This window comes from Staphylococcus borealis (assembly GCF_001224225.1).
Lineage (GTDB): Bacteria > Bacillota > Bacilli > Staphylococcales > Staphylococcaceae > Staphylococcus > Staphylococcus borealis.
The window spans coordinates 62114-83661 of record NZ_CUEE01000007.1 but is presented as its reverse complement, the minus strand read 5'-3'; the positions used below and the strand labels follow the sequence as shown (position 1 = coordinate 83661).

Annotated in this window: 24 protein-coding genes; 14 read left to right on the top strand and 10 right to left on the bottom strand. The window is 31.9% G+C overall.

Annotated features, from left to right (window positions below):
- Nucleotides 1-18 precede the first annotated feature (18 nt).
- The 6 genes from agrA to AK212_RS09380 all read right to left on the bottom strand — a co-directional run bounded on the left by agrA (nt 19) and on the right by AK212_RS09380 (nt 5116).
- On the bottom strand, nt 19-735 hold the full coding sequence (agrA, locus tag AK212_RS09405) for a quorum-sensing response regulator AgrA (RefSeq protein ID WP_053030422.1): 717 nt from the start codon (nt 733-735) through the stop codon (nt 19-21).
- 18 nt (nt 736-753) lie between these two features.
- A complete protein-coding gene (gene agrC / locus AK212_RS09400; protein ID WP_053030421.1) occupies nt 754-2037 on the bottom strand; it encodes a quorum-sensing sensor histidine kinase AgrC in 1284 nt (427 codons plus the stop codon).
- Between the two features lie 26 nt (nt 2038-2063).
- Nucleotides 2064-2204, bottom strand: coding sequence for a cyclic lactone autoinducer peptide AgrD (agrD, locus tag AK212_RS09395; protein WP_033079904.1), 141 nt, complete (start codon nt 2202-2204; stop codon nt 2064-2066).
- A 2-nt stretch (nt 2205-2206) separates the two neighbouring features.
- Nucleotides 2207-2773: an accessory gene regulator AgrB gene (locus AK212_RS09390; RefSeq protein ID WP_053030420.1), complete on the bottom strand. Its 567-nt coding sequence runs from the start codon at nt 2771-2773 to the stop codon at nt 2207-2209.
- A gap of 736 nt (nt 2774-3509) precedes the next feature.
- Nucleotides 3510-4295: a carbon-nitrogen family hydrolase gene (locus AK212_RS09385; protein ID WP_053030419.1), complete on the bottom strand. Its 786-nt coding sequence runs from the start codon at nt 4293-4295 to the stop codon at nt 3510-3512.
- Between the two features lie 197 nt (nt 4296-4492).
- Nucleotides 4493-5116 carry a nitroreductase family protein gene (locus tag AK212_RS09380; protein WP_053030418.1) on the bottom strand — a complete coding sequence of 208 codons (624 nt, stop codon included), beginning with the start codon at nt 5114-5116 and terminating at the stop codon, nt 4493-4495.
- A 187-nt stretch (nt 5117-5303) separates the two neighbouring features.
- On the opposite strand from AK212_RS09380, the gene AK212_RS09375 reads away from it, so the two are divergent.
- Nucleotides 5304-7151: an SdrH family protein gene (locus AK212_RS09375; RefSeq protein WP_053030417.1), complete on the top strand. Its 1848-nt coding sequence runs from the start codon at nt 5304-5306 to the stop codon at nt 7149-7151.
- 47 nt (nt 7152-7198) lie between these two features.
- Here AK212_RS09375 and mroQ read toward each other — a convergent pair whose 3' ends face one another.
- The gene (gene mroQ / locus AK212_RS09370) at nt 7199-7939 is read right to left on the bottom strand and encodes an intramembrane glutamic endopeptidase MroQ (protein ID WP_053030416.1); all 741 of its coding nucleotides are present in this window, start codon (nt 7937-7939) and stop codon (nt 7199-7201) included.
- Nucleotides 7940-8115: 176 nt separating this feature from the next.
- Between mroQ and groES the strand changes: the two genes are divergently transcribed.
- From groES to AK212_RS09355, 3 genes are all read left to right on the top strand, one after another.
- Nucleotides 8116-8403, top strand: a complete 288-nt coding sequence (gene groES, locus AK212_RS09365; protein WP_053030415.1) for a co-chaperone GroES — start codon at nt 8116-8118, stop codon at nt 8401-8403.
- Between the two features lie 52 nt (nt 8404-8455).
- Entirely contained in the window at nt 8456-10075 is a 1620-nt protein-coding gene (gene groL, locus AK212_RS09360; protein WP_053030414.1) for a chaperonin GroEL, read from the top strand.
- Nucleotides 10076-10272: 197 nt separating this feature from the next.
- Nucleotides 10273-10791: a ClbS/DfsB family four-helix bundle protein gene (locus tag AK212_RS09355; protein WP_053030413.1), complete on the top strand. Its 519-nt coding sequence runs from the start codon at nt 10273-10275 to the stop codon at nt 10789-10791.
- Between the two features lie 533 nt (nt 10792-11324).
- Here AK212_RS09355 and AK212_RS09350 read toward each other — a convergent pair.
- The gene (locus AK212_RS09350) at nt 11325-12611 is read right to left on the bottom strand and encodes an aminotransferase class I/II-fold pyridoxal phosphate-dependent enzyme (protein WP_053030412.1); all 1287 of its coding nucleotides are present in this window, start codon (nt 12609-12611) and stop codon (nt 11325-11327) included.
- A 193-nt stretch (nt 12612-12804) separates the two neighbouring features.
- Between AK212_RS09350 and AK212_RS13855 the strand changes: the two genes are divergently transcribed.
- The 7 genes from AK212_RS13855 (at nt 12805) to pmtD (ending at nt 17148) form a co-directional block, all read left to right on the top strand.
- The gene (locus AK212_RS13855) at nt 12805-12900 is read left to right on the top strand and encodes a Trp-rich small protein (protein WP_228480641.1); all 96 of its coding nucleotides are present in this window, start codon (nt 12805-12807) and stop codon (nt 12898-12900) included.
- Nucleotides 12901-13075: 175 nt separating this feature from the next.
- A complete protein-coding gene (locus tag AK212_RS09345; RefSeq protein WP_107629928.1) occupies nt 13076-13252 on the top strand; it encodes an SE1626 family protein in 177 nt (58 codons plus the stop codon).
- Nucleotides 13253-13593: 341 nt separating this feature from the next.
- Nucleotides 13594-13974, top strand: coding sequence for a PSM export ABC transporter transcriptional regulator PmtR (pmtR, locus tag AK212_RS09340; RefSeq protein WP_053030410.1), 381 nt, complete (start codon nt 13594-13596; stop codon nt 13972-13974).
- Entirely contained in the window at nt 13971-14870 is a 900-nt protein-coding gene (gene pmtA, locus AK212_RS09335) for a phenol-soluble modulin export ABC transporter ATP-binding protein PmtA (protein ID WP_053030409.1), read from the top strand. Before pmtR ends, pmtA begins: the two co-directional genes overlap by 4 nt.
- Nucleotides 14867-15550 carry a phenol-soluble modulin export ABC transporter permease subunit PmtB gene (pmtB, locus tag AK212_RS09330; RefSeq protein WP_053030408.1) on the top strand — a complete coding sequence of 228 codons (684 nt, stop codon included), beginning with the start codon at nt 14867-14869 and terminating at the stop codon, nt 15548-15550. Before pmtA ends, pmtB begins: the two co-directional genes overlap by 4 nt.
- Complete coding sequence (gene pmtC / locus AK212_RS09325; RefSeq protein WP_053030407.1) at nt 15547-16419, top strand: phenol-soluble modulin export ABC transporter ATP-binding protein PmtC; 873 nt, start codon at nt 15547-15549, stop codon at nt 16417-16419. Before pmtB ends, pmtC begins: the two co-directional genes overlap by 4 nt.
- Nucleotides 16420-17148 carry a phenol-soluble modulin export ABC transporter permease subunit PmtD gene (pmtD, locus tag AK212_RS09320; RefSeq protein ID WP_053030406.1) on the top strand — a complete coding sequence of 243 codons (729 nt, stop codon included), beginning with the start codon at nt 16420-16422 and terminating at the stop codon, nt 17146-17148. It abuts the gene before it with no gap.
- A 93-nt stretch (nt 17149-17241) separates the two neighbouring features.
- On the opposite strand, the gene AK212_RS09315 is transcribed toward pmtD, so the two are convergent.
- Nucleotides 17242-17802, bottom strand: a complete 561-nt coding sequence (locus tag AK212_RS09315; RefSeq protein WP_053030405.1) for a thioredoxin family protein — start codon at nt 17800-17802, stop codon at nt 17242-17244.
- 211 nt (nt 17803-18013) lie between these two features.
- Between AK212_RS09315 and AK212_RS09310 the strand changes: the two genes are divergently transcribed.
- From AK212_RS09310 to AK212_RS09300, 3 genes are all read left to right on the top strand, one after another.
- A complete protein-coding gene (locus tag AK212_RS09310; protein ID WP_053030404.1) occupies nt 18014-18499 on the top strand; it encodes a hypothetical protein in 486 nt (161 codons plus the stop codon).
- Between the two features lie 84 nt (nt 18500-18583).
- Complete coding sequence (locus AK212_RS09305; protein WP_053030403.1) at nt 18584-19141, top strand: HAAS signaling domain-containing protein; 558 nt, start codon at nt 18584-18586, stop codon at nt 19139-19141.
- On the top strand, nt 19138-19977 hold the full coding sequence (locus AK212_RS09300) for a DUF4097 family beta strand repeat-containing protein (protein WP_053030402.1): 840 nt from the start codon (nt 19138-19140) through the stop codon (nt 19975-19977). The genes AK212_RS09305 and AK212_RS09300 overlap by 4 nt, the downstream gene beginning before the upstream one ends.
- 369 nt (nt 19978-20346) lie before the next feature.
- On the opposite strand, the gene AK212_RS09295 is transcribed toward AK212_RS09300, so the two are convergent.
- On the bottom strand, nt 20347-21387 hold the full coding sequence (locus AK212_RS09295) for a C45 family autoproteolytic acyltransferase/hydrolase (protein WP_053030401.1): 1041 nt from the start codon (nt 21385-21387) through the stop codon (nt 20347-20349).
- Nucleotides 21388-21548: the final 161 nt, after the last annotated feature.

The following is a 21548-nucleotide window of genomic DNA, read 5'->3' as shown; positions in this document are numbered from 1 at the left end:
TTGATTGTGCATATTCAACTATATTTTTTTTACATTACGAACAGATGCAAAACAGTGCTCGCCATTTTTAAAGTTAACAATACGTTCTTTTGAATCAATAGATTCAATATTATGACGGTTAACAACGAAACTGTTATGACATCTAAAGAAACGATCATCCAATTGTGCGAGTTCTTTTAAGTTACCATAAAACTCTATTTGACGATTATCTAGGTGTGCAATCAAACGATGTGATTTTGTAGATGATTCGAAAAACATGACGTCATCATATTGAACATAGATAGAATTACTACCTCGTTTTAATTCTATCGTCTCAACATTACTTTCTTTAGACAATAATTTTAAGCGTGTATGCGCTGTTTCTAAACAATCAATAATTCTCGATTGCAACTGACTAGGATCATCTTTAAAGATAAAATCCATTGCTGAAACTTTATATACAAACGTTAAGTATGTTAACTCGCTATGACTTGTAACAAAAATGATGTTTCCAATAGGGTCATATTTACGAATTTCACTACCTAATTTTATCCCGTTGATATCAGCCTCTAGTTGAATGTCTAAAAAGTAGCATCCAACATCATTCATTTCTTTAGATTTTTCAATGACTTCATAAGGATCATCTGTTGCCAGCGCAATTTCCATTGGTTTTTCTTCAATCATTATATAATTGTTAATAATTGAAACCATATTTTCGCGTTGTTTTACATCATCTTCACAAATGAATATTTTCATGATTACACATCCTTATGACTAATTATTTATGATTTCTACTTTTTGCACAAAGTAGCCATTTTCTATCGTCGTATCGAGTAACACATTGTCAGTAGAATCAGTGATTTCTTTCAACGTGCTTAATCCTAGACCTCTGTTTTCTCCTTTAGTTGAAAAGCGTTCTTGGAATAATTCGTGAATACGAGGCATATCTTCTTGGCACTTATTCATAACAATAAACATAACAGACGTCTCAGTATTAATAAATGCAATACGAATCAATGCATCTTCAAGCGTCTCTGATGCTTCAATCGCATTATCCGTAATGATTCCAATGATACGACTAAGATCAATCGTGTTCATTTCTATATGTTCTACTAACTCAGGCACCTCTATACTAATAGGAATGTTCTTCTCTTGAGCTTGTAAAATCTTAGTGGTAACTAAGCCTTTAATCGCACGTACTTTTAAATTCTCAGTACCATTAATTTTAATTGATTTCATTTGAAGATTATCTTTCATTGGTACAATATTTTCATTGAAGTATTGTCTTAGCCCAGGCATGTCATCTTCACGAATATACTCAGACATCGTAGTTAAAATATTTACATAATCATGTCTAAACTTACGCATTTCATTGTTAATTGATTCAATTTGTAAAGTATATTCATAATATGTTTCAATTTCTTCCATATTACGTTTATAACGAAGTTCTTTAATCATATAGTTTGATATGAAAACTATAAGAACAGTGAAGAAAAGAATAATCCCCATAAAAATTAAGCCGTACATTTTTAGAGAAGAATTGTTTATATTAGGCATTTGAGAATATACATATAGGATAATGAAAGATAGAACCAACACTATTGAAATGATAGTTAAATATGTTCTATTTATAGACAAGTACGATTGCATCAATTTTTTTAATAAAAATTGAACTGAAAAAGCTAGTAACAATGAAATAGCAAAAAAGATTATTATGTATGATGATGTTATAATTACATAGTTCTGAGTGTGATTTTCTACTAACACAACTAATAAAAAGCCTATAAAATTACTTAAAAACATTAAAATAGCACTACTAAGTACTGCTATCAGTGAATACAACTTAACCTTTGTATACAAGATCAAGCCACAACCAATTAATAAATATAATACTGATATGCTTCCTAAATAAATATATAAAAAGGCAGAAGGGATTATAACCACCAAAATGGCTAAATAATCCCTTTTAGTATAATGTATGTCTAAAATAATTTTAGCGATTAAAAATAAGAGAAATCCTTGAAAAAAAGCTAATGGCACATTTGATAATATATCCATACTTCTCTCACACTTTCTAACAGAAATTATCTTTTTAAGTTAGTTAATTCTTCAGGTACTTCAGGTTCATCAAAATACGTAGCACATGGAGTATAAGATGCTAAAGTACCAACAGATTCTAATAAAAATGAGAAAAATTTAATAAATAAGTCAAATAATACTGTCATAGTTAATAATCCTCCCTAGGAAAAAAGATTGGTAATAATGTAATACTTTCTAGCGTAATCCCTAATAATATCAATTGCTTAAATGGTTCTGGTGCAATAGTTGAAATTATTAAAAGCACTAATACTATAGTTATTGATAATAATTTCTTTTTCTTTTTTAAATGATTAGGTATTGGTTGTTTCTTGGTAGCTGCAGGAGCAAAATAAATTATAATTATCATCCCAATAGCCACAACAGAATACATTATACCCGAATTCAACTTAAAATATACTATCAACCAAGGTAATGCTACGAATAAAGCTAAATTTTGAACATGACATAACAATGATGATTTTGCATGTGCCCCATGTGCATAACGTCTAACTAAAAAATAACTAACATGTGTAAATAAAGTGTATAGAAATGTATGGAAGATAAGTGCAACACCATAGGTCACAATTGTTTTAGCAAGATTGCTTACAACGACTTGTAATCCCAATTTCACTTTTAAAAATTGAATATGATCTAGGTTGTTTTTACGTTGCAAGTATAATGCGAATTGCTCAATCTTTTTATCAATTGCTTTCAATAGCGTGCCACTCTCCTTATATTGATTATACAATTTAGCGCAATTGGTCTGGGGGGTTATGCGTAACTGTTCAAAATAAATACTTAACTGTTATATTGAAATTACAAGTAATATTTTAACATATAAAATATTACAGTTATGTATAAAAACATGCGATTTAAGAAATAATTAAAAATAAATTGGAAGGTTATGTTTAAATAGACTCATATCACTTACGAGTGATAAAAACTTAATAATCTTAGTCTTTAAATTTAATAGTTATTGTTTTGGTAATCGAGGTAAATGGTTTTGTTTGTAGTTGCAAAATCATTAATCCTTTTACCATATGTTGTAAGTGTTTTGAATGGTATTGGTTAACCATTTCAATATTAGTAATGTCCCATCGAACATTATTAATAAAGAAGCTTCTAATTTATTTAGAAGTTATCTTAATTTGTTTTCTTCGTGTAGTTAAACGTATTCATTAATAAGCCATCCCAACTTATTAATGAAACAAGCAAAGTTACTGAAGTTGAAACTCAGTGGAAGGTATTTAACTTAGCTATTGTATGATATAGAAGTTAAATATTTTCAGGATGTAAGCTATTGTAAAATTTTCATAATTAATAACATCCCCAAAGATTGAAATAACTGTAAAAAACATTCCCTTAATATGAAAGTCGCGAGTTCCTCCCAAGCTCGCGACTTTTGTCGTTAATAAAAACTGTACCCAAACGATTGGATACAGTATGTTGCACTATTTATATAAATTTGGTTTTAAATTTTTAAATACAGGGATAGTCTCGCGTTGAATATCGACTTCTTTAAGATCGATATTATGAGCAATAGTATCTTCTTCGTTACCCAGTTCAGCTAAAATCTCACCATTTGGATTGATAATCATAGAATGACCAGCATAGTCTGTATTACCATCGTTTCCCGTTCCATTACATGCAACAATAAACATATCATTTTCAATTGCACGAGCTTGAAGCAAGGATTTCCAATGATTTAACCTTGGTGTAGGCCATTGTGCAACATAAAATGCAACTTGTGCACCATTGCGCGCTGGATATCTCAATAATTCAGGGAAACGCAAATCGTAACAAATAATTTGTGTTGCTAGCGTACCTGATGAAAGTGAAAATGGTTCTGGGACTGCTTTACCATCTTCTAAATATGTCGGTTCATCCAACATAGGGACTAAATGAACTTTATCGTACTTATTAATTCGATGTCCTTCTCTAGACACAGTAAATGCAGTATTATAAACTTTACCATTTCTAATATTAGAAACGGAACCAGCGACAATATCGACATGATATTGTTGTGCTAATGATTGAATGAACGGGAAACTACGACTAAGTTCTCTATCAGCTTTTTGGTTCAACTCATTTAATGCATAACCGTTATTCCACATTTCCGGCAGAACAACGACCTCTGTATTTGCTTCTAATTTATTTTCAAACCAACTTTTAATTTTATTTTCATTTTTTTCAACGTTACCGTATTCAACATAAAATTGAAATATTTGTACTTTCATTTTAAAATCTCCTCATCCCAAGATTAACTCTAATTTACTAAATTAAAAAAAGAAAATCAAAAATTGAGCGAGTTTCTTAATCTATGCAGATGCTATAGAAAAATACGTTAAAAAAGACTCAACTTCAAATAGAACAAAGTGTCTAAGTAGAAATTGAGTCTTTAATGATTGATTTAACTAAATAAGTTATAGATAAATTATTTTTTAACGATGAATCTGTTGTCAGTAGGTTGAATTTCTTTCTCGCCAGCTTGTTCACGGATATCTCCGAACGGCATTTGAGCTACAAGTTTCCATGAAGCTGGGATATCAAATGATTGTGTAGTAATTTGATCAACTAATGGATTGTAGTGTTGTAAAGAAGCGCCAATACCTTTTGAACTTAAAGCAGTCCAGATAGCAAATTGGTGCATTGCATTCGTTTGAACTGACCAGTTTGCAAAGTTATCAGCATAATTTGGCATTTGTTCTTGCAAACCTTTAATAACATCTTCATCTTCAAAATAAAGAATTGTACCATAAGCATGTTTGAAGCCATCAATGCGTTGCTCAGTTGGAGCGAAATCACGATCAGGACCCATAACATCTTTTAATACAGTTTTAGTATTATCCCAGAATTTGTGATGTTGATCATTTAATAATAATACAATTCTTGTTGATTGAGAGTTGAAAGCTGAAGGTGTGTATTTAATGATATGTTCAATCATATCTTCGAGTTCTTTGTCACTAATTGAAATGGTAGTTTCAGTACTATAAATTGTACGTCTATCTTCAATCTCTTGTAAAAATGGTTTTGTTTTTGATTTGCTAAATAAACCCATGTAAAATCTCCTTTGTTTATATAAGTTATATCCTAAGTATAAATATTATACTAAGGTTTGTAAAATGTTTTTTTACAAAAAATGTCAAAAGTATTAATATTTTTTATCATTAATCATATATCCATGCATAATAGATAAATATTCTTTATACTGAAAGTGTTATAAAACACAAGGAGGTGGAAGATTGATGAAAAAGAAATTAGCCCAAACTAGCCTGATTTTAGCATTGAGTACATCTGTGATAGGTCATGAGCACGAGGTGAAAGCTGCAGATAAAAATCAACCGGCTACAGATGAGGTTAATCAGAATGCGGTTACTACAGATACACGTACACAAAATGATTTAAGTAATCAGAATGACTATTATGACAATCATCAATCTGATACCCAAGATACTGCTGTTTCAGAAAAAAACTCAGATAGTCAAAACCATGGAGAGATGAAACCAACTACTGAGAATAATGATGATACGCAGTTAGATCATGACAATACTATGAATCATGATAATTCAACTGATAACAGTCAACCGGAGAACGATGATGACAATGATACCGAGGAAAATTCAAGTAAACCAGGAAATAGTCATCCAGGTAACCAAGAAGGAGAAATCAATCCCGAAAATCAAGATGTAGACAAGCCAAATGAAGAACACAAAGCCGGTGAAAACGAAACGGATAAACCAGATGAAGGAAGCAACTCTGATGAGAGCGATACAGCGCATCCTGGTGATAAAGATCAATCTGGGGAAAATAACTCAGGTAATCAAGAAGGAGAAGGCCAGCCCGGGGATAGTGATACAGACAAACCAGACGAAGGCAACAAGCCAGGTGAGGGCGAATCCAATCAACCAGGCGATCAAGAAACGGATAAACCAGGTGATGAAGACAAACCTGGAGCGTCTGGAAAGGATCAACCTGGTGAAGGAAGTAAGCCAGGGAATGATGATTCAGGTCAACATAATGGAGGAAGCAAGCCAGGCAATCAAGGAACAGATAAACCAAGTGAAGGACACAAACCTGGAGCGTCTGGAACAGATAAACCAGATGAAGGAAATAAGCCAGGAGAAAGTGGTAATCCTCAGCAACCACCAAACCATGATGGCAATACACATTCTGGCTCTAATCAAGGTGAACACAATACAGGTTCCGGACAAAACGGTTCAAACAATGGTTCGCAAAACCATTCCAATGGTAGTTCTAACAATCATAATTTAAATAATCATGGAAAACACCAGGATGAACACTCAGGACATTCAGATCCAAATGATATGACAAATCATAATCCACAAGAAAATAATCATGGAACTAATCAAGGACAACAACCGACTTGGTCACATCACGATCATAATGTGTCTGATTCAATGATTCATCATATATATCCGAATAAGCGCCAAAATCAATCAGAAATGAATGGTTCAACTACGACTAATCAATGGTATTATGGTGGACGTTTACAACATAATCATAACCAAAATGATACGGAAGTCTATACAAATAATGATCATAGACAAAATCAATTGCCATTCTATAGTCAATCTGCACTTTTAAACAGATTAAATGATTTGGCTAATGGTTCATATAAATATAATCCATATATCATTAATCAGGTTAATAGGTTAGGCAATAATAATGAGTACATTTCAAATCAAGATTTTTATAGACTTTTTCGCAAACAATCATTTAATAATCAATACTTAGATTACTTGCAAAAAGGCTCAAATTACTTTAGATTTGAGTATTTTAATCCATTAAACTCAAAAAAATATTACAAAAATTTAGATGAGCAAGTATTGGCACTCATCACGGGTGAAATTGGCTCAATGCCAGACTTGAAAAAACCAAGTGATAGGGATAAAGAAGAAGAGGCTGATATTCAGAGTCACGATGAAGATAAAATTATAGATAGCAAAGAAGAGAGTAAAGAAGCGGAAAATAATGATAAATATAAAAACATTAATATAGCTTTAATCACATCTATAATTGTGATTTTCGTAGGTGTCACTGGTAGATTTATTTATAGAAAAATTAAAAACTAAAAGAAAAACAGGAGTGGGACAGAATTCTGTCCCACTCCCGTTAACTTTTACATAAATAAATGAACAATAAAATTACTTTGTTCTTGTAACTGCTTAACCGTATCACCAAAGAAAAATTGGACTGCAACTACAAAACCATTTTGTAGCATGTGGATAATGATTGGAACTGCAATGCGTTTAGTTAAGACATAAGCAAGCGAGAATAACATGCCCATTCCAAAGTATATGAAGAAAAATTTAACATCATTATGTGCGATTGCAAATAAAATTGAACTTACAATAGAAGCAATTAAAAATGCAACAATTCGGTTTCCTTTAATTTTATTATAAATTTCACCGAATATAACCTTTCTGAATATATATTCTTCTAGTATTGGACCGACAATTGAGATTAATAATATGAATACTGGAAGCTGTTTAGCAATTGCCATTATTCTCTCAGTATTAGGACTTTGCTGTGGTTGACCAACTAACCACATAGTGATTAGACTAGCTACCATTTGATATATCATAACTACTACAAATCCTAGTAATGCCCATGGTAAAATGTAGCGTTTAGGTTCTTTATATCCTTGCTCTAATCTAGTTGGATTTTTAATGATACTGTTTAACCAAATAATTAATAAAGTTGCGATTACAAATAAAATCACTTGAGTATAAACGCCAGCTTTTGCAAGTTCCATCCCTCTTAAATTACTAAAGAAAGGTAAATGCTGTATTAATAAGGGTAAGAACTGTGCTAAAGCATAAATAACAATGGTAAGAAATGCTACCCAAATTCTCTTCATTCTATTCCTCCAAAAATAATAATCAACATTAGTTAGTTTATCGTAAATTTGTATGTTATACAAAATATAGATAATCCTTTCGCTTGAAAAATTGACCAAATTTGATTAATATAAGATGTAGATTAGCACTCAATTATTTCGAGTGCTAAAAAGGAACCTGTTAAGGAGGAACGATCATGCTTAAACCATTAGGAAATCGTGTGATTATTGAACGCAAAGAACAAGAACAAACAACAAAAAGTGGCATTGTACTTACTGACAGTGCGAAAGAAAAGTCTAACGAAGGTGTAGTAGTAGCTGTTGGAACTGGACGAGTTCTAGACAATGGTGAAAGGGTTGCTCCAGAGGTTAAAGAAGGAGACCGAGTAGTATTCCAAGAATACGCTGGTTCAGAAGTTAAACGTGGAGATGAAACATACTTAATTTTAAATGTTGAAGATCTACTTGCTATTATTGAAGACTAAATTTTTATAAATAATCAACATTAAATTTATTGACATAATGGAGGTACACTAAATGGCTAAAGACTTAAAATTTTCTGAAGATGCAAGACAAGCAATGTTACGTGGTGTAGATAAATTAGCCAATGCCGTTAAAGTTACAATTGGACCTAAAGGACGTAATGTAGTTTTAGATAAAGAGTATGTCGCACCATTAATTACAAATGATGGTGTCACAATTGCCAAAGAAATTGAACTAGAAGATCCTTACGAAAATATGGGTGCGAAATTAGTTCAAGAAGTAGCGAATAAAACAAACGAAATTGCTGGTGATGGCACTACAACAGCAACTGTATTAGCTCAAGCTATGATTCAAGAGGGGTTAAAAAACGTCACAAGTGGTGCGAACCCAGTTGGACTGCGTGAAGGTATCGATAAAGCTGTAAGAGTAGCGGTACAAGCACTACACGATATCTCTCAAAAAGTAGAAAATAAAAATGAAATTGCGCAAGTTGGTGCTATTTCAGCAGCAGATGAAGAAATTGGTAAATATATTTCTGAAGCAATGGATAAAGTGGGTAATGACGGTGTTATTACAATTGAAGAATCAAATGGACTAGATACAGAATTAGAAGTTGTTGAAGGTATGCAGTTTGATAGAGGATATCAATCACCATACATGGTTACAGATTCAGATAAAATGATTGCTGAATTAGAAAGACCATATATTTTAGTGACAGATAAAAAAATCTCTTCTTTCCAAGATATCTTACCTTTATTAGAACAAGTCGTGCAATCAAGTCGTCCAATTTTAATTGTAGCTGACGAAGTTGAAGGTGATGCTTTAACTAATATCGTATTAAACCGTATGCGTGGTACATTTACTGCAGTTGCAGTTAAAGCACCTGGTTTTGGTGATCGTCGTAAAGCGATGTTAGAAGACTTAGCAATCCTAACTGGCGCTACAGTTATTACGGATGATCTAGGTTTAGAATTAAAAGACGCATCCATTGATATGCTAGGTAGTGCCAACAAAGTTGAAGTAACTAAAGATAATACTACAGTTGTCGATGGCGACGGAGATGACAATAGTATTGATGCACGTGTCAGTCAAATCAAAGCACAAATTGATGAAACGGATTCTGATTTTGATAGAGAGAAATTACAAGAACGTTTAGCTAAATTAGCTGGTGGTGTTGCAGTAATTAAAGTCGGAGCTGCATCTGAAACTGAATTGAAAGAACGTAAATTACGTATTGAAGATGCCTTAAACTCTACACGTGCTGCAGTTGAAGAAGGCATCGTTGCCGGTGGTGGTACAGCATTAGTAAACATCTATAATAAAGTAGAAGAAATAGAAGCGGAAGGTGATGTGGCAACAGGCGTGAATATCGTACTTAAAGCGTTATCTGCACCTGTACGTCAAATTGCTGAGAATGCTGGCCTTGAAGGTTCGGTAATTGTTGAGAGATTAAAACATGCAGATGCAGGTGTTGGATTCAATGCCGCAACGAATGAATGGGTAAATATGCTTGAAGAAGGCATCGTTGACCCTACAAAAGTAACGCGTTCTGCATTACAACATGCTGCAAGTGTTGCTGCGATGTTCTTAACTACAGAAGCAGTAGTTGCAACTATCCCTGAACCAGATAATAATGACAATCCAGGTATGGGTGGCATGCCAGGCATGATGTAATCCACGTCATAAGCTAATTAGATTTAGTAACATAAGCGCTTTTCAAAAGATGACTTCTTTTGAAAAGCGTTTTTTGATTGAAAAATTATTTTAATAATAAAGATATGAAATTTAGGTTTAAATTATAGTTGATAAATACATATTTTAATTGGATGAAATATTATATACTAAACATATAAATAATTGGTGGTGATGAGATGCAAACGTATGCGGATAAAGATGCTTTAATAATTGAAATTAGGAAAAGAGCCGATTTATTTATTCACGAATTTAGTGATGTATCAGAAGCAGAAAAGGATATATATAAAACTGGTATTGATAGGACACCAGCGCAAATGATTGCATATCAGTTAGGATGGTTAAATTTAATTCAATCTTGGGAAAGGGATAATAAAAATAATATATCCGTTGTAACACCTAGCCCGAATTATAAGTGGAATAATTTAGGGGGATTATATCAAGAATTTTATCAAACATACTCAAACTACACATTAGAGCAACTTATTAATCAGTTTAATAAAGAAGTAGATAGCATGATTGAATTAATTAAAAGTTTAGATGATAAAACATTATTTGAGAGTGATAAAAGGCAATGGGCGTCATCAACGCCTTCCAAATGGCCGGTTTGGAAGTGGATTCATATTAACACAGTAGCACCATTTAAGACATTTAGAACCAAAATTAGAAAGTGGAAGAAAACAGAATTAGATAGATAACTTTATAAAAACGAGTCTAGGACATAAATAATATAATGGAGCTATTTTGCAAATCCGCAGTAGCTGACTGAACTGAGAAGGCGCTTAATTCAAGCTTTTCTCAGTTTTAGTCATCCTTGCGGGCGGGGCCCCAACAAAGAGAATTTCATCAAGAAATCCTACAAGCAAAGCAAGTTGGGAGAGGGACGACGAATTTTAAAAGAATTCTGTCCCACTCCCGTTTTTTACATTATTTAAGAATGATAATAGAAAAATTTATAATAAATCTAGTAACCATGCTCCAAATAGAATGAATAGGGTGAGTAATCCTATGAAAAAATATAAATTTTTGGGTACATGTCCGGTTGACGTAAATGCGTAAAGATACAAATGATATGACGTTAAGATAAAATTAATAATAAGCAATATTAAAAAAATAGTTACCATTAAGATCACAACTTTCGAGTTATTTTGTCGTTCAGAATGATGGACTTATTCGAATACGAGAACTTTTTCTTAACATCATAATTATATTACTTCATTATATCGATTGTTTACTTTAAATCATCTATTGCTTTTGCGATTGATTCAAACACATGTGGAATATCATCTTTTTCAATACAACTAAACGCAATTCGGATATCAGAGTCATTTAAAGCAATGATTCCAATTGAATATTCATTGATTAAATGCGTACGAAGTTCTTCAGGATTTACGCCATTGACTTTGACTGCCATGAAATAACCTGAGTTAAAATCATATGCTTGCCAATGATTTTTGTATTTATCATCATATACAACTGACTTAGTTACTTCATATCGTTGTTGTAAAGTATCAATATTTTGTTGGATTTCTTTATCAAATTGGTCATGATGTTCTAAGACGTATTTAATAGCACTTTGTGAAGGCATTGGTCCACTTGAAATATTACTTCGTATTAAACCTTTAACTTTCGCCTCTAATACTTCTTTAGCTGTATGATTGCTTAGACCAAATGTAAGGAAACCAACACGTAGTCCCCAAGCAAAGAATTCTTTAGTAGCGCCATCTAAACGAATCGGTAATATATTATTTGATTCAATTTGATTTAACGCAGTAAATATAGATTGGCGATACACATCTTCATAAAATAAGCCGTAGTAAGCATCGTCAACAACAGCTATCACTTTTGTGCCCTTTTCAGCAAGTGAACGAATAGCTGATACTATAGTTGTAACTTCATCTTTATTCGGTGTATAACCAGTAGGATTGTTAGGGTAATTCAGAATGAGTACGACTTTATCTTGATTGTAGTTGTCTAAAGTAGTCACTAAATCATTTGTTGTATAGTGACCTTCATGATTAAATATTGAATATGTTTCAATATTTGCTGAATGACGTGTTTCATATATTAATTTATAGTTACCCCAATTGTGAGTAGGTACTAAGATCGTATCGCCACTCTCTACAAATAAATCAGCAATAAGAGATAAACCATGAGTCAACGCATTAGTGACAATTGGTCTACTAATCGTTTCTTTTGATAAATCAGGATTTTCTTTGAGCATTTTATCTTGCCATAAATCTCTTAAAGCTTCTAATCCTTGTGGTGGTGCATACGGAAATACGTCATCAGGTGATAGATGATTATAGACATCAAATAACGTATCAGCATACATTTTTCCATCTTTATTTGTAGCCATACCAATAGTCGCATTGTATTTTGTTTTTTTAGCATCGGCCGATTGAGATAATATACCTTTTGGATAGTACATAGATTGGCCTAGCGTTGAAAGCATACTTAAAATTTCAGGACAATCATCAACAAGTTGATTATTTAAGTTTTGAGCTAATGGGTTCATTTATTTAACCTCACTTTTTTTAGTGTTTAATAATATATTATCTTTAAATGTCATAAAGATAAAGTGTTCCTATTATGATTACATAGAATTGATAGTTAAGATTCTTATAAATCGAACATTTGTTCGCTTTTTATGTTAAAATGATGACAGGTCATCATAAGATATGACACTTTTCATTTGGAGGTGTAGTGTAATGTCGTGGCTATTAGAGGGTATGGTGACACTGATTACGGGTGGTATACTCGTCATATTTCGTGTTTGGTTAGAATCTAAGTGGAAAGATAAGTAGATGACCATACACAAAAGCCCCTAACTTGCCGTCACAAGTTAGGGGCTGTGTAATGTAATTCGTGGATACACTTAAATTTTAACATATGGAAGCATATTTTCAATTTTAAATATCCATTGAAACCGTAATATGTCTTGATGTTTGTTATAATACGGTTATTGAGGTGTTAATTATGATGAAACATTTAACTAAGATTTTCGTGACCTTGGCAATTGTATTATTTGTTATTGGTTATTACTTACAAGCTTCAGGACATGAAGATCAAGGCGTTAAATTATTATTAGCTGCAATCATGTTTATGATATGTGCTTTTATTAATCGTAGTAATGATAGAAAGAAAAATAAAAAATAGCACTTTAAGAATCTCAGACATAAATAATATAATCATGCTATTTTGCAGATTCGCACTAGCTGACTGATTTGAAAAAGCGTTTAAGTCAAACGTTTCTCAGTTTTAGTCAACCTTGCGGGCGGGGCCCCAACAAAGAGAATTTCACTAAGAAATTCTACAAGCCAAGCAAGCTGGGTGTGGGCGAGAATTTTAATAATTCTCGCCCACTTTCTTATTGTATCTAGTAAATATATACAATTTTTCTTAATAACGTGTTTTATGGGGATATTTACGTATATGACTTTACAAACGTGTATATAGTGTGTATATTATGTATATACAGTCATTAAAGGGGGACATCAATGAAAATTATTCTAAAAAACACCAGTGAACAACCCATTTATGAACAAATCAAGCAACAAATCAAAGAAAATATTTTAAAAGGCTATGTTGAAGCTGGTAGCCACTTACCTTCGATGCGTGAGCTGGCAAAAGATTTGCAAGTGAGTCTAATCACGACTAAGAGAGCTTACGAAGATTTAGAAAAAGATGGATTTGTTACAACTGTTCGAGGAAAAGGCACCTTTGTTAAAGAACAAGATAGTTCAATATTAAAAGAAAAGCAATTCTTTGTAATAGAAAATCTTGCTCGATTAATGATCAAAGAAGCTAAAACAATCGATATGCCTCTGAAAGAATTAAAAGAAATATTAACTTTAATTTATGAGGAGGAAGAAGAATGAATGTCATTGAAGTAAAAAATGTATCGTATCAAAATAGAGCATTTTCAATTAACAATCTTTCATTCAATATTCCTCAAGGATTTGTAACTGGGTTCATTGGGGCTAACGGCGCAGGAAAGACGACAATGATTCGGTTGATAATGGATATATTAGAACCTAGTAATGGTGATATTTTCATTTTCGGTGAACGAATTACAAATAAACCGAAATGGATTAAAAATAAAATAGGTTTTGTTTATTCTGAAATTTACTTTAATCAACAATGGACTCCAAAAAAACTTGAAAAAATGGTATCACCATTTTATAGTGATTGGGATTCAGAAACGTTCAAATATTACTTAGAGAAATTTAAACTACCTTTTAATAATAAAATTAAGCATTTCTCAACAGGTATGAAAATGAAATTGTCACTAGCGCTTGCTTTGAGTCACCATGCAGAATTATTCATTTTGGATGAGCCAACTGCAGGTTTAGACCCAATCGTTCGCAATGAAGTGTTAGAAATATTACAAAGTGAACTACTCGATGAAAATAAGACATTATTTATTTCAACGCATATCATTTCAGACCTAGAAAAAATTGCTGACTATCTTGTACACATAAAAAATGGAGAAATTATCATGCAAGGATTCCGCCATCAATTACAAGAACAATACGCAATAGTACAAGGTGATAATGAAGATTTAGACGAAGAATTAAATCGTTTATTTCTATATAAAGAAGTGAAATCGACTGGATTTAAAGGATTTACGCAACATGCTCAAGTGTTTAAAGAATTGTTTGGAAACAACGTTAATATTCAACAACCTACAATAGAAGAACTGATGATTTATATCGAAAAATCTCATCTGCGTGACAATCAACAAGAATTTCAGCAAAGTAGGTTGGTAAAATGAAGCAATTATTAATTAGAAATTTTAAATGTCGAAGTGTAACAATAGTCATTTATCTTGCGTTATTGCTCTTTAATCCACTATATGCATTGGTACTTTCTAAAACCGAACTTTATTTTCTGTTCTATGCACCCATTGCTATCACATTAATGGTTGTCAGCATTTTAGATTCTGGACATTTATTTAGACTGCATAGAAGGTTAGGTGGGAAAAGTTCGTATTTATTTTACGAAAGCTTACCTGTTTCTAAGAAAGATATGCTCAACGCAAATTATATTACATGTATTGTGTTAACGTTATTTGGTGGATGTATCATCGCATTATATAATTTTCAATCGTCCAATATAGATTTTGGAGATTTAAGGTATTCAACTGCAATAGCTTTTATATTCGTGAATTTTTTCAGCATTCCAATTGCATTTAGTAGGAACACTGAAAGAAAGCGTGAAGGCATAGCTTATGCACCATATATTATGATTATGATGTTGGCTATACCATTTGCAATAACAACGGTATTCGCAGTTATTAATGTACTCGTGTTCCAACACTACTATACCTATAATGTGTTAGGCGTCTATTACAATTACGGTTTATTGATTTTAAGTATTATTTGGATGATTATAAACTATTTGATTCAATTAAAACGTATCAATCAGCGTGAAAATAAAGGAGGGCTTACATGAAATTAGAAAACATTACAAAAACATATGGAGATAATGATGTTTTAGATAATATCAATTTTGATTTTGGAGATAGTCAGATTGTAGGTTTAATTGGTAAAAATGGTGTTGGTAAAACAACATTAATGAAAGTAATGAATGGCAATATTATTAATTTCAAAGGAAAGGTTCAACTAAACGATAACGAGAACGTAGGTTATCTTATTGAACATCCAAAGCTCTATGATAATAAAACAGGTTTAAATAACTTGAGATTATTTGCTCAGGTTCTAGGAAAAGGTTTCGACAAAGATTATACAGATAAAATTATAGACGCATTTGGTATGAGACCATACATTAAGAAAAAGGTAAAAAAATATTCAATGGGTATGAAACAAAAACTAGCGATTGCTGTTTCATTAATGAATAAACCGAAATATTTAATACTAGATGAACCAACCAATGGTATGGATCCAGATGGCTCGATTGATGTCTTAGAAACGATTCAATCATTAGTGAATGATTTAGGAATGAAAATATTAATTTCAAGCCATAAATTAGAAGATATAGAATTGATTTGTGATAGAGCTGTCTTCTTACGTGACGGTAACTTTGTACAAGACGTTAATATGAAAGACGGTAGCGCTCAAGATCATACATCACTTAAATTTGAAGTTGAAGAATTTAACGCAGCGCTTGACTATTTAACAGCACATTTCAACGTACTTCAATCTCATAAAGATAGTGGCGAAATCATGATTAAGGCACAAAAAGATTATAAACAAATACTCAAATCTTTAGCACAAAAAGATTTATATCCTAAGTATATTGAAACAAGAAAAAGTTCGCTTCGTGATACGTACTTTAATATTAATCAAAGAGGTGACAAATAAATGAGAAGTTTACAATTAGTTAAATATGATATATTGAGTTTTTGTAAAAGTTATCTAACTTACATTGCATTACTATTAATCTGGTTAGTTTTAGGATTAATAACATTCTTAATGGCACGAAATACTGATCAAGTAAATTATTCGTCAATTCTATCTATGGCAAATTGGATGTTTTTATTCTTTGGCTTGCTAGTAGTGATTAAGACGATTACTCGTGATTATTCTCAAGGTACGATTCAACTGTATATGAACAAAGTGAAGAATAGAATTGGTTATATCATTGCTAAAACAATTTCAATTGTGTTAATTTCTTTTATTTTTGCACTTATCACATATATTACTTTAATGTTAGTACAAGCATTTACTGATGGAAAAAATTTAGACGGAGATAAGTTCTTAACGAACATATGGTTCTATCTTATCTTCTTACTATTCTTTGGTTTACTATTATTCTTAGTGACATTAATAGTTCAAAAACCAGCAGTTATTTTCACGTTAGGCATCTTCTTAGTATTTATCGTACCGTTTATTCAACCTTTTATTGGTTTGATTCCTGATTGGGGCGAAAAAATTCAAAAATCACTAAAATATATTCCTTTCAGTTATTTAACTGAGAAATCTCAAACGGATAGCATTAAATTTTCAAATTGGCAATGGTTTATCTCATTAGCATCAATTGTTGTTTTATTCATTGCGAATATTGCTTATGCAGCTAAAAGAGATATTTAAGACAAGCATAGGAAGTTGTTCCTAAATAAAGAGGGTAGTGGAGCAGAAATAAAATAATATCTGCTTCACTACCCATTTTGTTTTTATTTGCGTTTATAGCATTAATTTACTGATAATGGAATCATAAACTTGATTCCATAATTCAGAATCTGATTTATATTTAGTAGCGATTTCGTGGTGAACCTCTTTCTCCTTGTCATTATAATCAGGCGCTTCTTTATTAGGTAATTTCTCAGCTCTTAGTTGCGTAACATAGTCTTGAGCTTCACGCGCTCTTGGTCCCCAAACACTAACTTGTTCAAATTGATCATTCATAAAGATAAAGATTGGAATCGAACGTGCTGTACCATTTGTTAAATACTGGTCAATTAGATCTGTATCTTCATCTCTATGGAATACACGAACTTCTAACTGAAGTGACTCACTAATATGCTTTAGTATAGGCAAGTTCATCATAGCGTCGCCACACCAATCTTCACTTATAACTAACACTTTCGAATAGGGACGGTCTTTAAGTTGACCGATTCTGTCGTCAGTTGAAGGTGGCGTGAATGCATTGTAAATCGATAATACGTTGTCTTTATTTACAGTCATGTTTTCGATATAGTCATCTAGTGGTTGACTCTTTTTAAAATACGTTTCTAAATTAGCCATAAGAAATACCTCCCCATTAAATTTATATCATTATAACAATTTTCACTGAAAATGGATAATTATAAAACTCAAAATATATTAGTATGACTGTGTTTCTTATAATGGTAAATTAACGTTACAATTGTGTAAGAAACGATTCTTGGTGGATAGATGTTTCTTAGTAAGCGGTTATGATATATTTAAGTTATTAAGAATAGAAGTGGTGGTACATTTGCGTATACAAAATAGATGGGTAATTTTTATTATCTTTACAATCATAGCTTTGATAGTCGTTACTTGTCTTACAATCTATAAAAATCAAAAAACGATTGATCTTACAGAAGTGAAAATTAATGGCATTCAAATGAATCAACAATTTAATGATGATAATTACGAGATTAATCGTAATATTAAGTTGGACAGATATAAATTTTACAATGATAAAAATCATAAAAATCTAACGGTGAAAGTCAAAAATAAACACAAGAAGGTAAAAGGAATAGTGCTCATTAATGATCAGGACGTGACAACTAATTTTGGCATTAAAATTGGAGACAACGTTGATCATGCCATTAACTACTTGGGTGAGAACTATCGTAAAGACAAAGTTGGTAGGGGGTATGATGCATTAATCTATGTTGATAAAGATCATCATATGAAACTATCCATTTTGTATAAAGATAATGTGGTTAAACGAATTGAATTTTTTAGTCGTTAACAGTGATCCGCGTATAATTCAATTTTAAGCAAGCTACTTTTTCACTGAAATAGAGATAATTCAATTAAGAAAGTATGTGAAAAAATGGATAAGATTACCTTTTTAAATGAACTTGAATTGGAACTAGATCAATTGCCAAGAGAAGAAAAAGACAAACTTATGGATGATTATGAAAATCATTTCTATGAACAAGAAACAAAAGGAAAATCAGAAAAGGACATCATATCAGACTTGCGTGAACCACATGATATTGGTAAGGAAGTCAAAGCGAAAGAAGCGATTTCTTATGCCAAAGTTACCCCTAACCTTCAAAATATTGTTAGAGCAATAATGGCGTCATTGAGTCTTGGTGTACTTTCATTTTTCTTTATTATTATTCCTATAGTGATATTTTTAGTGATATTATTTGGTGTGTTTTTATTCTCAGTCTTTTTAATTTGTCTTCCATTAATCATTATTTCGATGAGTATTGTCAAGGGGATTGTTGATTCGTTTAGCAATTTCTTATTTAGCATTTCTTATGCGGGGATTGGTATCGTTTTATTTGTACTCACAATGAAAATCACTCAAAATATATATCGACTTGTATTAAAATATTTAACTTGGTATATCCAAACAGTTAAAGGAAGAATTAAACAATGAAAAAGGCAATGATAGCTGGCATAGTAATATTTATAGGTTTTTTCTTTGCAACTTTAGTCTGGTTTGTACACGACAAAGATGAATTTAAAAAGCTCAAATATGATAAAGCTTACAATCATATGAAAATGACTAATTTAAATGTTGAGAGTTACAATTCAGAAGTCACAATTAAACAAGGTAACCATTGTGGTGTTAAATATTATGGTGATAATGATGTTAAGGTGTATCACACAAATGATACCTTAAATGTAAAAGAGCATAGATCTAACAAAAGAGGCTATAGCATCAATATTAACCCTTTTAATCAGAGCGAATCTAAAATCGAAATTATAATCCCTAATAAAAATATAAACAATTTAGATATACATTCAAATTTTGAAAGTATAAGTTTAGATGGGATTAATATTAAGAATGGTTTGATTTACCAAAGTACTAAACATTTAAAAGTTAACAACTCTAAATTAAATAACCTTATTTTTGAGAGCGATACTGGTAGTGTAAACATTAAAAATAGTGAAATCCACAACAGTAAATTTAAGACGCGTTTAGGTGCCATGAACGTAAACAAGACAATACTTCAAAACGCCCTGTTTGTGACTGAAGAAGGGCATTTAAATTTCACAGATATGTATAGTGAAACGGATGTTAGAGGTTCAAGTAAACATGATTCTATTCATTTGGATTATAAAGATAAACCGAAAAATACGTTATTAAAATTACATCCAGGTACTGGTGAAGCTAAAGTTGAGAATAAAGCTTTTAATAACGGTAAGGTAGGAAATAGTGATAATGTGGTTGAGTTTTACACTGTTAAAAAAGATATTAAAATAAAATGATTGCCTACATAATAAAAGGCAATCATTTGTCATGTCGGGAGTGGGACAGAATTCTTTTAAATTCGTCGTCTCTCTCCCAACTTGCCTTGCTTGTAGAATTTCTTAGTGAAATTCTCTTTGTTGGGGCCCCGACTCCCAGCTTGCTTTGCTTGTAGAATTTCTTTATGAAATTCTCTTTGCTGGGGCCCCGAACCCCAACTTGCTTAGCTTGTAAAATCACTTTCGTGATTTTTTGTGTTGTGGCCCCGCCCACCCCCGCAAGGGTGACTAGAACTGAGAAAAGCTTGACTTAAGCGCCTTCTCAGTTCAGTCAGCTACTGCGAATTTGCAAAATAGCTTCGTTATATTATTTATCTCCCAACCTCTTTTTTAATAATTTGCGAAAGTTAAATCGGTATCAATTTGACCTTTAAATTGCTGAATCTCCAGTTCATGTCCATCAAGCCATGATTGAAAATTAATTGAAGTCGGGACTTGATTTTCACCTAACGTCATCCAAGCGGTTAAGTTTTGTGGTTCATACATTGAAGTATGTATTGTACCTGACCAACTTCTAAATAATTTGCTGTAAATTTCGAACTTTGGATCATTAAATAATTTAAAGGCTGTATGTTTATCTAGGGATTGTGAAGTTTGAGAAATAGTACGTTCTAATCGTTCACGTGATTCTTTCGTGTAATTTCGATTCTCATGTGTTAAGACTTCGAAATGATTTGTACATACTTTATCATATCTAACATCAAATGAACGTGGTGTCACTTCAACGATGGCATGATTAAGCTTTTTATCCATTAAAATATAACTAAATGAGCTTCTATGTGGAAGTTCGTTTAAGAATTTAACAGCATCATCTACATCTCTGCAATATTCTAAAACAAGGCGTCCAATCATATAACATACAAAGCCATTTGCAGGATGTTTACGATGCATAAAGTTATAGCCCATCGTCAAACCAGCTTCATTCATACCATCCATACGACCTGTCACTCTAGACGTAGGTCCAATTTGCGCTAGCCCTCCGTCATTAGGTTGGAATAATAAGTATCTTCCATCATATGTGGCAGGATGATAATCATAATTACGGACCATAAAATCCTTACCTTGAAATACAGTACATCCACTTTCTTTTAAATCTGTGAAACGATAATGTGCAAAATTTAATATCATTTGTTTTGTAGGTAGATTCAGTACTTCTTGCATTCCCATAATTTCTTCCCAAATTTGGGGTGCATATGTTTGAAAAACTGAATAAGTTTCATTAACATTTATATCAAAACGAGGCATACGTTTTTTCCATTCACGCTCACGATTTTCTAGTAAAGGCGTTTGTTTAAGCCATTGAGCTGTTTTAACCCCTAAATCAAAATGTGATCCTCTAAACGTCATTATATCTGATTTCACTTGTTGCATGAGAAGGCCTCCTGAAAATTCTAAATATTGTAAAATAGCATTAATTGAAAACTAATATAATTATTATTATACTGAACATGATAGCAAGAAAAATTTAAAAAACAAGGAGGGGTACTATGTTTCAGGACGCTTATTTAAAAGTATATAACAAAGTAAAAGCA

What these genes read in the sequence shown, in the direction of transcription:
- AK212_RS13855 (WP_228480641.1), top strand. Translation starts at nt 12,805, where the DNA reads ATGTCGTGGCTATTAGAGGGTATGGTGACACTGATTACGGGTGGTATA.
- AK212_RS09380 (WP_053030418.1), bottom strand. Translation starts at nt 5,116, where the DNA reads ATGGGTTTATTTAGCAAATCAAAAACAAAACCATTTTTACAAGAGATT.
- AK212_RS09385 (WP_053030419.1), bottom strand. Translation starts at nt 4,295, where the DNA reads ATGAAAGTACAAATATTTCAATTTTATGTTGAATACGGTAACGTTGAA.
- AK212_RS09345 (WP_107629928.1), top strand. Translation starts at nt 13,076, where the DNA reads ATGAAACATTTAACTAAGATTTTCGTGACCTTGGCAATTGTATTATTT.
- agrD (WP_033079904.1), bottom strand. Translation starts at nt 2,204, where the DNA reads ATGACAGTATTATTTGACTTATTTATTAAATTTTTCTCATTTTTATTA.
- mroQ (WP_053030416.1), bottom strand. Translation starts at nt 7,939, where the DNA reads ATGAAGAGAATTTGGGTAGCATTTCTTACCATTGTTATTTATGCTTTA.
- AK212_RS09375 (WP_053030417.1), top strand. Translation starts at nt 5,304, where the DNA reads ATGAAAAAGAAATTAGCCCAAACTAGCCTGATTTTAGCATTGAGTACA.
- groES (WP_053030415.1), top strand. Translation starts at nt 8,116, where the DNA reads ATGCTTAAACCATTAGGAAATCGTGTGATTATTGAACGCAAAGAACAA.
- agrA (WP_053030422.1), bottom strand. Translation starts at nt 735, where the DNA reads ATGAAAATATTCATTTGTGAAGATGATGTAAAACAACGCGAAAATATG.
- AK212_RS09300 (WP_053030402.1), top strand. Translation starts at nt 19,138, where the DNA reads ATGAAAAAGGCAATGATAGCTGGCATAGTAATATTTATAGGTTTTTTC.
- pmtB (WP_053030408.1), top strand. Translation starts at nt 14,867, where the DNA reads ATGAAGCAATTATTAATTAGAAATTTTAAATGTCGAAGTGTAACAATA.
- pmtA (WP_053030409.1), top strand. Translation starts at nt 13,971, where the DNA reads ATGAATGTCATTGAAGTAAAAAATGTATCGTATCAAAATAGAGCATTT.
- AK212_RS09305 (WP_053030403.1), top strand. Translation starts at nt 18,584, where the DNA reads ATGGATAAGATTACCTTTTTAAATGAACTTGAATTGGAACTAGATCAA.
- groL (WP_053030414.1), top strand. Translation starts at nt 8,456, where the DNA reads ATGGCTAAAGACTTAAAATTTTCTGAAGATGCAAGACAAGCAATGTTA.
- AK212_RS09355 (WP_053030413.1), top strand. Translation starts at nt 10,273, where the DNA reads ATGCAAACGTATGCGGATAAAGATGCTTTAATAATTGAAATTAGGAAA.
- pmtC (WP_053030407.1), top strand. Translation starts at nt 15,547, where the DNA reads ATGAAATTAGAAAACATTACAAAAACATATGGAGATAATGATGTTTTA.
- AK212_RS09295 (WP_053030401.1), bottom strand. Translation starts at nt 21,387, where the DNA reads ATGCAACAAGTGAAATCAGATATAATGACGTTTAGAGGATCACATTTT.
- pmtD (WP_053030406.1), top strand. Translation starts at nt 16,420, where the DNA reads ATGAGAAGTTTACAATTAGTTAAATATGATATATTGAGTTTTTGTAAA.
- AK212_RS09350 (WP_053030412.1), bottom strand. Translation starts at nt 12,611, where the DNA reads ATGAACCCATTAGCTCAAAACTTAAATAATCAACTTGTTGATGATTGT.
- AK212_RS09315 (WP_053030405.1), bottom strand. Translation starts at nt 17,802, where the DNA reads ATGGCTAATTTAGAAACGTATTTTAAAAAGAGTCAACCACTAGATGAC.
- agrC (WP_053030421.1), bottom strand. Translation starts at nt 2,037, where the DNA reads ATGGATATATTATCAAATGTGCCATTAGCTTTTTTTCAAGGATTTCTC.
- pmtR (WP_053030410.1), top strand. Translation starts at nt 13,594, where the DNA reads ATGAAAATTATTCTAAAAAACACCAGTGAACAACCCATTTATGAACAA.